The organism is Streptomyces corynorhini (assembly GCF_003346515.1).
In the GTDB taxonomy this organism is placed as follows: Bacteria; Actinomycetota; Actinomycetes; order Streptomycetales; family Streptomycetaceae; genus Streptomyces; species Streptomyces corynorhini.
Window position 1 is genome coordinate 1 of the sequence record NZ_QQNA01000369.1, and the last position, 9,913, is coordinate 9,913.

A 9,913-nucleotide genomic window follows, 5' to 3' on the forward strand; every position below is an offset into this window, starting at 1 on the left:
CCGGAGCCTGCCCCGTGCCCCACCCCGTGGCCCGCTCCCTGACCCGCGTACGCCACCGGATCGGCCAGCACCGACCGGACGACCAGGGCCGCCGCGCCGCGTGCCGCGTCACCCGCGGAGGAGGAGGCGCGCAGCCGCCCGCTGCCGCGCGGCCACAGCCCCGAGACCACCCGGGCCGTCAGCTCGCGGTCGGCCGCGGGTGACAGCCGGTCCATCAGCTCCCGGTAGATCCCGCCCAGCACCACCGCGTCCGGGTCGAGGAGATTCACCGCGCCCGACAGCACCCGGCCGAGCATCGTCCCGGCCCGCTCCACGGCGGCCACCGCCGCCGGATCGTCCTCGGCCACCTTGCGCGCCAGCTCGGCCAGGCCCCGCGCGCCGGAGTCCTCGTCGATACCGGCCGCGCGCAACAGCGCGGCCTGGCCCGCGTACTGCTCAAGACAGCCCCGCGCGCCGCACCGGCAGCGCGGGCCCGACGCGTCCGCGACCACGTGCCCGATCTCCCCGGCGAAGCCGTGCGCGCCGCGCAGCAACTCGCCGTCGAGCACCAGCGCGCCGCCGACACCGATCTCACCGGTCAGATAGAGGAACGTACGGACCGCGCCCAGCCCGCCGAACCACAGCTCGGCCAGCGCCGCGAGATTGGCCTCGTTCTCCGAACTCACCGGCAGCGCGGGCGCGTCGGGCCGCAGCGCGGCGAGCGCGCGGGCGAACAGCTCCTCGGCGGGGACCCGGTTCCAGCCCAGATTGGGCGCCTGGCGCACCGAACCGCCCGACACCAGCCCCGGCAGGGCCAGTTGGACCCCGACCGGGTGCAACTCCTGCTCGGCCGCCGACTCCAGGGTCCGCGCCGCGATCCGCGCGCCGCGCGCCAGGACCTCCGCGGGCGAGACGCGCCGGTTGTCGAGGTGCTCGGTCAGCCGGACCCGGTCGGTGCCCGCGAGATCGACCACGCACACCGAGACGTAGTCGATGTTGATCTCGACGCCGATCCCGGCGGGCCCGGAGCGCGTCACCTTCAGCACGGTGCCCGGCCTGCCCGCCTGCCCGCTGAACGTCTTTCCCGACTCCGAGAGGAACCCGCTCTCCAGCAACTGCTCGACCAGCGACGACACGGCCGCCCTGGTCAGCCCCACCCGCCCCGCCACCCCGGCCCTGGTCGCCTCGCCCTCGTCGCTCACCGCCCGCAGCACGAGGCTCAGGTTGTGCCGGCGCACGGTCTCCTTGTCGGCCTTCGCGCCGAGGGAGGTGTGGTTGGTGTTCATCTCGCGCCCGAGCCTATGCGATCGGCCGGGCCGCCCGGCAGCGCCCGCGGCCCGCGCCGCCGTTCACCCGTACGGTCGATCCGGTCGCCAGGGATCCGATCACCCGTGATCCGGGGATCCGGTGAGGCTCCGCACCCTTTCGGCCGTACTCCTCACCGTTCCCACGTATGACCGTCCACGCACCTCACCAAGGAGTCGAACCGTCCCATGAACGCAGCCGCCCGCTTCTCCGACCGGGTCGCCGTCGTCACCGGCGCCGCCTCGGGCGTCGGCGCCGCCACCGCCGTACGGCTCGCCGCCGAAGGTGCCTCCGTCGTCCTCGCCGACATCGACGGCGAGCGGGGCGTACCGCTCGCCGCGCGGATCCGCGCCTACGGCGGTCGCGCCGCCTTCGTCGCCGCCGATGTCGCCGATCCGGCGGGCTGGGACCGGATCGTGGCGGCGGCGCACACCTTCGGGCCCGTCGCCGTCCTGGTCAGCAACGCCCGCACCGCCGAGGTCGCCCCCGCCCACGAGCTGTCCCTGGCGTCCTGGGAACGCCAGCTCGCCGTCAATCTCACCGGAGGCTTCCTCGGCTTCCGGGCCGTGCTCCCCGATCTGCGCGAGCGGCGCGGCTCGGTGGTGCTGACCTCGTCCGTCCACGCGCACAAGGGCGTCCCCGGCCATCCCGCCTATGCCGCGGGCAAGGGCGCGCTGCTCTCCCTGTGCGCTCAGCTCGCCGTGGAGTACGGGCCCGAGATCCGGGTCAACGCCGTACTGCCGGGGCCGATCCTGACCGTCGGCTGGGAGGAGGCGCCGCGCGAGGAGCGCGAGCGCGGCGCCGCGGGGACGGCGGCGGGCCGTCTCGGCAGACCGGAGGAGGTGGCCGCCGCGATCGCCTTCCTGGCGGCCGACGAGGCGTCGTACATCACCGGGTCGAGCCTGGTCGTGGACGGCGGCTGGAGCGTCGCCACGTCCCCGTCCTGAGTCCGTCCCGAGTCCGCCAGGAGAAGCCGGAGAAGCCGGAGAAGCCGGAGAAGGAGGACGGGTACGGGCGGCACGCGTCCCCTCGCGTGCCGCCCGTACCCGTGGCGGGCGGGCCCCCGGGCCCCGGCCCGCTATTCGACGGCCGGCGTCAGCGCCTGGGAGGCCCCGTCCCGTGTCCAGGCGGGCGCCGTGCCCGAGAGCTGGCAGACCATGAGGTAGAAGGGGATCGGCGGGGTGTACGGCGTGTGCGCCTCGGGCCAGTGGATCAGCCGCGGGTGCGCCGCGGGGACGGCCGTACCCGTGACGTAGCGGGCCGGTGACGGCCAGCTCAGATCGAGGTCGGAGCCCGCCGGGACGATCCACCACCACCAGTCCGCGTCGGCGAAGACGCAGCCGGTCCTGGGCAGCCGCGCCATCAGCCGGAAGCCGTGCTCCGCCGGGACACCGACCGCGTCGCACCCCAGCGTCGCCGGGAGCGTGGGCGGCAGCGGCAGCTCGACCCGGCGGCCGGCCGGCTGCTCCCGCAGGCCGCGGGAGAGGCGCTGCAGGGCGCTCCTCAGCACGGCGTCCCCGATCCGCGCGGCACGCCGGTCGCTACCGGCGCCGCGCCGTTCGTCTCGCGCGCCGCGCCGGTCACCGGGGTCCGCGGGCTGCCGACGCCCGTGCCCGCCGCCCGGCCGGTGTGCGGCAGCTCGGCCCACACGACACGCCCGGGGCCGTACCCGGAGGTGTCGTGGGCGCCCCAGCCGCTGCACAGGGAGTCGACGAGAAAGAGACCACGGCCGCCCTCACCCTCGCACTCGTCGACGCCGGTGTGGTGCAGCTGTGGTCCCGTCGGTCCGTATCCCTGGTCCTCCACGGCTATCCGCAGATGGCCCTCGCCCTCGCGCAGCTCGCACAGGACGCGGGCGCCCGCGGCGTGCACGATCGCGTTCGTCACGAGTTCGGAGACGACGAGGACCGCCGTTTCGCGGGTCTGTTCGTCCAGATCCCAATGGTCGAGCCGGTCCCGGGTGAGCTGTCTCGCACGGCCGACCGATTCGGCGTGGGCCGGCAACCGGAACCCGTAACGACGGACGGCGTTCCCGGGGCACAGGGCGATGAGCTGGGGGGTGAGCGCGTTACCAGGTGCCACGACCGATTCCTAACGGTGGGGGAGCAGCGGATGGAGCGCGGGCCTCTCCCATGGCAGAGCGCGACAACCGCGTGTACTGGTTCACCGATCCACTCTCCACCCGCCGAGGACACTTGGCAAGTGGCACTCTGAAAATTTCAGAGTGCCGTGTCCTTTCGTCCTGGAGGCATGGCAGACTGCTGCCAACTGTGCGTGGGGAGGTCAAAGTGAGTGAACCGCGGTCCGCCCCGACCGTGGGACAGGTCGTGCTCGGCAGACGTCTGCAAGATCTGCGTGAGCGCCGCGGCCTGAAACGCGAGGAGGCCGCCCGGCTTCTGCGGGTGGCCCCGGCGACGATCCGTCGGATGGAGACGGCCGAGGTCGCGCTCAAGGTCCCCTATGTGCAGCTGCTGCTCAAGGCGTACGGCGTCCCCGACGGCGAGGCCGACGCCTTCGTCGAACTCACCGAGGAGGCGAACAGGCCCGGCTGGTGGCAGCGGTTCCACGACATCCTGCCGGACTGGTTCAGCATGTACGTCAGCCTGGAGGGCGCCGCGGCGCTGCTGCGGGCGTACGAACCGCACTTCGTTCCCGGACTCCTCCAGACCGAGGAGTACGCCCGGTCCGTCATGATCGCCGGAGCCGTGGGGCAGGCCAGTCCGGAGGACATCGAGCGCCATGTGGCGCTGCGCATGCAGCGCCAGTCACTGCTGACCCGGGAGGACGCGCCCAGATTCTGGGTGATCATGGACGAGACCGTGCTGCGCCGACCCGTCGGCGACAGCCCGGACGTCATGCGCGGACAGATCGACCGGCTGCTCGAAGCCGCCGCACTGCCCCAGGTGACGATCCAGGTCGCGGAGTTCTCCAGCGGGCACCACCCGGGTACCTACGGGCCGTTCGTGATCTTCCGCTTCGCCGTACCGGAACTGCCGGACATGGTCTACAGCGAGTACCTGACCGGCGCCGTATATCTCGATGCCCGTCCCGAAGTGGCCACCCACCTGGAGGTCATGGACCGGATGGCGGCTCAGGCCGCGACTGCACAACGCACGAAGGAGATCCTCAAGGATGTCCGCAAGGAGCTGTGAATGGACCCCATATACAACGGCATGCCCGCCGCCGACCTCGGCGCCGAGGGCTGGCACAAGCCGTGGAGCGGCGGTAACGGCGGCAACTGCATCGAGGCCATGAAGCTGGCCGACGGCAGGGTCGCCATGCGCCAGTCCGCCGACCCCGACGGGCCCGCGCTGATCTACACCACCAACGAGATCGCCGCGTTCATCCATGGAGCCAAGTCGGGGCAGGCGGACTTCCTCCTCACCTGATCCCGCTCGTCCCAGCTGTTCCGCCCACCGACCGACACCCAGGGAGCGCATATGACGGGGACCGACTCGATCGAGACCGACACGCCGCGTCCCGCCCGCGTCCATGGCTGGTTACCGGTGGCCACCTCCTCTGAACCGTGTCTGCCCAGGCAACGGACGGCCCACCTCGCCGAGAGGTAACGCCCCTGGTGAGACGGCATGTTGAGGTACGCGCAGCAGTCGGAGCTGCCCGCACCTCGCCCCTGCGGGCCGTGCTTCCACCTGACGTATCCGACAACGGGGAGCGCGGCGTCGCAGCACTTTCAGGTGCGCTGCGGCGCCGCGTCCTCCGCCGGACGGGGGCCGGGCGTCAGGCGCCCACCCGCCGCTTGTTCCAGACGTCGAAGCCCACCGCGGCCAGCAGCACCAGCCCCTTGATGACCTGCTGGTAGTCGGTGCCGATGCCCACCAGCGACATGCCGTTGTTCAGCACGCCGAGCACCAGACCGCCGATGATGGCGCCGAACACCGTGCCGACCCCGCCGCTCATCGACGCGCCGCCGATGAACGCGGCGGCGATGGCCTCCAGTTCGAAGTTGATGCCCGCCTGCGGCACACCCGCGTTCAGCCGGGCCGCGTAGACCACCCCGGCCAGCGCCGCGAGCACCCCCATGTTGACGAAGACCAGGAACGTGACGCGCTTGTCCTTGACCCCGGACAGCTTCGCCGCCGCCTGGTTGCCGCCCAGCGCGTACACGTGGCGGCCGATCACCGCGTTGCGCATCACGTAGCCGAAGCCGATCAGCAGCGCCGCGAGGAGCAGCAGGACGACCGGCACGCCCCGGTAGCTGGCCAGCGTCATCGTGAAGGCGAGGACGGCGGCGGCGAGCGCCACGCACTTGAGGACGAAGAGGTTGAGCGGCAGCACCTCCAGCTCGTAACTCTGCTGCCTGCGCCGGTCCCGGAACTCCTGGAAGAGCGCGAAGGCCAGCAGCGCGAGCCCCAGCAGCACGGTCAGGTTGTGATAGTTCGTGCTGGGGCCGACCTCGGGCAGATAGCCGGTGGAGATCTTCTGGAAGCCCTCAGGGAACGGGCCGAGCGAACGCGATCCCAGGAAGATCTGCGTAGCGCCCCGGAAGAGGAGCATCCCGGCGAGGGTGACGATGAACGACGGGATGCCGATGTACGCGATCCAGAAGCCCTGCCAGGCCCCGGCGACCGCCCCGATCAGCAGCCCGAGGATCAGGGCCGCCACCCAGGGCATGTCGTGTTCGACCATCATCACCGCGCAGGCCGCGGAGACGAACGCGGCCAGCGAGCCGACCGAGAGGTCGATGTGGCCCGCGATGATGACGATCATCATGCCGATGGCCAGCACCAGGATGTAGCTGTTCTGGAGCACCAGGTTGGTGACGTTGTTCGGCTTGAGGAGCACACCGTCGGTCCATATCTGGAACAGGACCACGATCAGGCCGAGCGCGATGAGCATGCCGTACTGCCGCATGTTGCGGCGCGCGGCCTCCAGCAGCAGCTGCCCGGTGGCCGAGCCGCCGCCCGGCGGCTTCGGCGGGGCGTCCTTCGGTGTGTCGCCCTTCGGCGTGTCGGTGGTGACCGGACCCATGTCGACTACCTCGTGTTCTTGGTCATGTGGCGCATCAGGACTTCCTGGGTCGCTTCCGCGCGCGGGATCTCACCGGTGAGCCGGCCGGCCGCCATCGTGTAGATGCGGTCGCACATGCCCAGCAGCTCGGGGAGTTCTGAGGAGATGAAGATGACGGCCTTGCCCTCGGCGGCGAGCTGGTCGATGACCGTGTAGATCTCGTACTTCGCGCCCACGTCGATACCGCGCGTGGGCTCGTCGAGGATCAGCACATCGGGCCCGGCGAAGATCCACTTGCTGAGGACGACCTTCTGCTGGTTGCCCCCCGACAACCGGCCGACCTGCTCGAAGACCGTCGGCGCCTTGATGTTCATGCTCTTGCGGTACGACTCGGCGACCCGGCTCTCCTCGTGCTCGTCGACGATGCCGCGCCGGGACACCTTGGACAGCGCGCCCAGGCTGATGTTGCGGCCGATCGTGTCGATGAGATTGAGCCCGTAGTGCTTGCGGTCCTCGGTGACGTACGCGATGCCGTGCCCGACCGCCTCCGGCACCGTACGGGTACGGATCTCGTGACCGTCCTTGACGACCGTGCCGCTGATGTTGCGGCCGTAGCTGCGCCCGAAGACGCTCATCGCCAGCTCGGTGCGGCCCGCGCCCATCAGCCCGGCGATCCCCACGATCTCGCCCCTGCGGACCCGCACCGAGACCCCGTCCACGACCTTGCGCTGCTGGTCGATCGGGTGGTGCACCGTCCAGTCGCGCACTTCGAGCGCCGGATGGGCCCCCGGTTCGCCCTCGTAGGGCGTGCGGTCGGGGAACCGGCTGTCGAGGTCCCGGCCCACCATGCCGCGGATGATCCGGTCCTCGGTGGTGGACTCCGCCCGTACGTCGAGGGTCTCGATGGTCCTGCCGTCGCGCAGGATGGTGACGGAGTCGGCGACCTCGGCGATCTCGTTGAGCTTGTGCGAGATGATGATCGAGGTGATGCCCTGTGCCTTCAACTCCTTGATCAGGCGCAGCAGCTGGGCGCTGTCCCCGTCGTTGAGCGCGGCCGTCGGCTCGTCCAGGATCAGCAGCTTGACCTTCTTGGCGAGCGCCTTGGCGATCTCCACCAGCTGCTGCTTGCCGACGCCGATGTCGGCGACCCGGGTCTGCGGATGCTCGTCCAGACCCACCCGCTTGAGCAGCGCGGCGGCGTGCCTCAGCGTGTCGTTCCAGTTGATGAAGCCGCGTCCGGCGTGCTCGTTGCCGAGGAAGATGTTCTCGGCGATCGACAAGTAGGGCACCAGGGCCAGTTCCTGATGGATGATCACAATGCCCTGGGACTCGCTGGCCTTGATGTCCTTGAACGCGCACGGTGAGCCGTCGAAGAGGATCTCCCCCGAGTAACTCCCGTGCGGATGCACGCCGCTGAGCACCTTCATCAGGGTCGACTTGCCGGCGCCGTTCTCGCCGCAGACGGCGTGCACCTCGCCCCGCTCGACCGTGAGGCTGACGTCCGAGAGGGCCTTGACCCCGGGGAAGGTCTTGACGATGGAACGCATCTCCAGGACCGCGGCGGCCGGCGTACGGGACGCGGCCGCGGCGGCTGGGGCGGAGGCTCCGCTCACTTCAGGTCACTCGCCTTGAGGTAGCCCGATTCCACCAGCTCCTTCTGGTAGTTGGACTTGTCGACGCCGACCGGCTTCAGCAGATAGGCCGGGACGACCTTCGCCTCGTTGTCGTACGTCTTCTCGTCGTTGACCTCGGGCTTCTTGTCGTTCAGCACCGCGTCCGCCATCTGTACGGCCCGCTCGGCCAGCAGCCGGATGTCCTTGTAGACCGTCATGGTCTGCCGCCCCGCGATGATCGACTTCACCGAGGCGACCTCCGCGTCCTGCCCGGTGACCAGCGGATAGGGCTTGGACGTGGTCCCGTAGCTGTCGGACTTCAGCGACGACAGGATGCCGATGGAGATGCCGTCGTACGGCGAGAGCACGGCGTCCACCCGCTCCGAGCTGTACGCCTTGGTGAGCAGGTTGTCCATCCGCTTCTGCGCCGCCCCGCCGTCCCAGCCCAGGGTGGTGATCTGTTCCAGCCGGTCCTGCTTGCTCCTGACGACCAGCTGCTTCTTGTCGATGTACGGCTTGAGCGTCTTCCACGCGCCGTCGAAGAAGTAGCGGGTGTTGTTGTCGTCCGGCGAGCCCGCGAACAGCTCGATGTTGAACGGGCCCTTCTCGCTGCCGTCCTTCAGACCGAGCTTGTCGACGAGGTACTCGGCCTGGAGCACCCCGACCTTCTCGTTGTCGAACGACGCGTAGTAGTCGACGTTCTTCGTGCCGAGGATCAGCCGGTCGTAGGCGATGACCTTGATGTTCTGGTCGGCGGCCTGCTGGAGCACATCGCTCAGCGCCTTGCCGTCGATGGACGCGACGACCAGCACGTCCACGCCCTTGGTGATCATGTTCTCGATCTGGGCGACCTGCTGGGCGACGTCGTTCTCGCCGTACTGGAGGTCGGTCTTGTACCCCAGCTTCTTGAACTGCGCGACCATGTTGTCGCCGTCCGCTATCCAGCGTTCCGACGACTTGGTGGGCATCGCGATGCCGATGGTGGCGTCCTTGGGGTCCTTCTTGCCCTCCTTGCTGCCTCCCTCGCCGCTCTGCCCGCAGGCGGCGAGGGAGAGAACCAGGGACACGGCGGTGACGGCGAGTGCGGCTCGACGGGTTCGCATGGGTGCATCAGTCCTTGTCATCGGTCACGGGAAAGCGGTTGAGCGGACCCGGCAGCCGGGAACCGAGCGGCGACATACCGCCGTCGGCCCCGTGCCGGGCGAGCAGATCGAGCACGAGCCTGCCGCGGCGGACCCGCTCGCGGGCACTGCTCAGGGCAGTCTCCCGAAGCTGGGCTCCGTAGGGATAGATCCCCGGGGACTTCGACAGGCCGAACTTCAGATAGAGCGGGGCGCCGCGCCGGATCAACTCGGCGGCCTCGTACATCCGCACGTAGCCGCCGAGATCGTCCGGAGCCTCGATGTAGAGGTCCATCGGCGTGCGGCTGACCCGGCGGATCTCGGTGAAGTGCGCGAGCGCCAGATCCGAGGGGATGTTGACCGAGTCGGCGCCCAACTGCTCGAACACGGCGTACGAAGCCGGGTTGACCGGCCCGATCAGCGCCGACACCTTGAACGTGGTGTCGGCGGGCAGCACACCGCGCTCGCGCAGCCGGTGCAGGGTCCACAGCACCCCCTCGTCCGCGACGAGCAGGCACTTCACCCCCAGCTCGGTGGCGCGCACGGCGTCCTCCACACAGCCCGCCAGCGCGTCGTGGCCCCGGGCGCGCAGCCCCGCGCCGCCGGAGTCCGTACGGGTGGAGGCGCCGATGTCCCAGCTGCCGCGCGGCCCGGTGAACAGGCACAGCTCGACGGAGCGCGACGCGCAGGCGTCGACCATCTCGGTGATGTCGGCGTCGGAGAGCATCCAGACGCCGCTGCCCTGGCTGATCCGGTGGACGGGCACATCGAGCCTGGCGGACTCCTTGAGCACCTCGGCGAGGCACTCCGGGCCCTCCACGGAGGGGACTTCGGTACGCCAGGTACCGCCGTCGGGGAAGGCGTGCGGCGACGTGTCCGCCGGGTCGAGGTCGGGCGCGGCCAGCCCGAGCGCGGCGAGCGCCTGCG

At 70.4% G+C, this 9,913-nt stretch carries 9 protein-coding genes and 1 pseudogene; 3 read left to right on the forward strand and 7 right to left on the reverse strand.

Annotated features, from left to right (window positions below):
* Window positions 1-1,265: ROK family protein (locus tag DVH02_RS32595; RefSeq protein ID WP_147286185.1), on the reverse strand; the 1,265-nt coding region annotated here is incomplete at its 3' end.
* 207 nt (window positions 1,266-1,472) lie between these two features.
* Between DVH02_RS32595 and DVH02_RS32600 the strand changes: the two genes are divergently transcribed.
* Window positions 1,473-2,231 (forward strand): SDR family NAD(P)-dependent oxidoreductase, encoded by a 759-nt coding sequence (locus DVH02_RS32600; protein WP_114627456.1) that lies wholly within the window; start codon window positions 1,473-1,475, stop codon window positions 2,229-2,231.
* Window positions 2,232-2,362: 131 nt separating this feature from the next.
* Here the strand turns inward: DVH02_RS32600 and DVH02_RS32605 are convergent, their stop codons facing one another.
* Together DVH02_RS32605 and DVH02_RS32610 are read right to left on the reverse strand one after the other, a co-directional pair.
* The gene (locus DVH02_RS32605) at window positions 2,363-2,794 is read right to left on the reverse strand and encodes a hypothetical protein (protein ID WP_114627457.1); all 432 of its coding nucleotides are present in this window, start codon (window positions 2,792-2,794) and stop codon (window positions 2,363-2,365) included.
* A gap of 119 nt (window positions 2,795-2,913) precedes the next feature.
* Window positions 2,914-3,366, reverse strand: a pseudogene (locus DVH02_RS32610) (ATP-binding protein); the annotation flags it as partial.
* Window positions 3,367-3,572: 206 nt separating this feature from the next.
* On the opposite strand from DVH02_RS32610, the gene DVH02_RS32615 reads away from it, so the two are divergent.
* Both DVH02_RS32615 and DVH02_RS32620 read left to right on the forward strand, forming a co-directional pair.
* Window positions 3,573-4,436, forward strand: a complete 864-nt coding sequence (locus tag DVH02_RS32615; RefSeq protein WP_114627459.1) for a helix-turn-helix domain-containing protein — start codon at window positions 3,573-3,575, stop codon at window positions 4,434-4,436.
* Window positions 4,437-4,673: a DUF397 domain-containing protein gene (locus tag DVH02_RS32620; RefSeq protein ID WP_114627460.1), complete on the forward strand. Its 237-nt coding sequence runs from the start codon at window positions 4,437-4,439 to the stop codon at window positions 4,671-4,673. It abuts the gene before it with no gap.
* A gap of 349 nt (window positions 4,674-5,022) precedes the next feature.
* Here the strand turns inward: DVH02_RS32620 and mmsB are convergent, their stop codons facing one another.
* From mmsB to DVH02_RS32640, 4 genes are all read right to left on the reverse strand, one after another.
* Entirely contained in the window at window positions 5,023-6,273 is a 1,251-nt protein-coding gene (mmsB, locus tag DVH02_RS32625) for a multiple monosaccharide ABC transporter permease (RefSeq protein WP_114627461.1), read from the reverse strand.
* A 5-nt stretch (window positions 6,274-6,278) separates the two neighbouring features.
* Entirely contained in the window at window positions 6,279-7,865 is a 1,587-nt protein-coding gene (gene mmsA, locus DVH02_RS32630; RefSeq protein WP_407697708.1) for a multiple monosaccharide ABC transporter ATP-binding protein, read from the reverse strand.
* Complete coding sequence (chvE, locus tag DVH02_RS32635; protein ID WP_114627462.1) at window positions 7,862-8,968, reverse strand: multiple monosaccharide ABC transporter substrate-binding protein; 1,107 nt, start codon at window positions 8,966-8,968, stop codon at window positions 7,862-7,864. The genes mmsA and chvE overlap by 4 nt, the downstream gene beginning before the upstream one ends.
* A 7-nt stretch (window positions 8,969-8,975) precedes the next feature.
* A partial coding sequence (locus tag DVH02_RS32640) for a hypothetical protein (protein ID WP_114627463.1) occupies window positions 8,976-9,913 on the reverse strand: 938 nt, incomplete at its 5' end.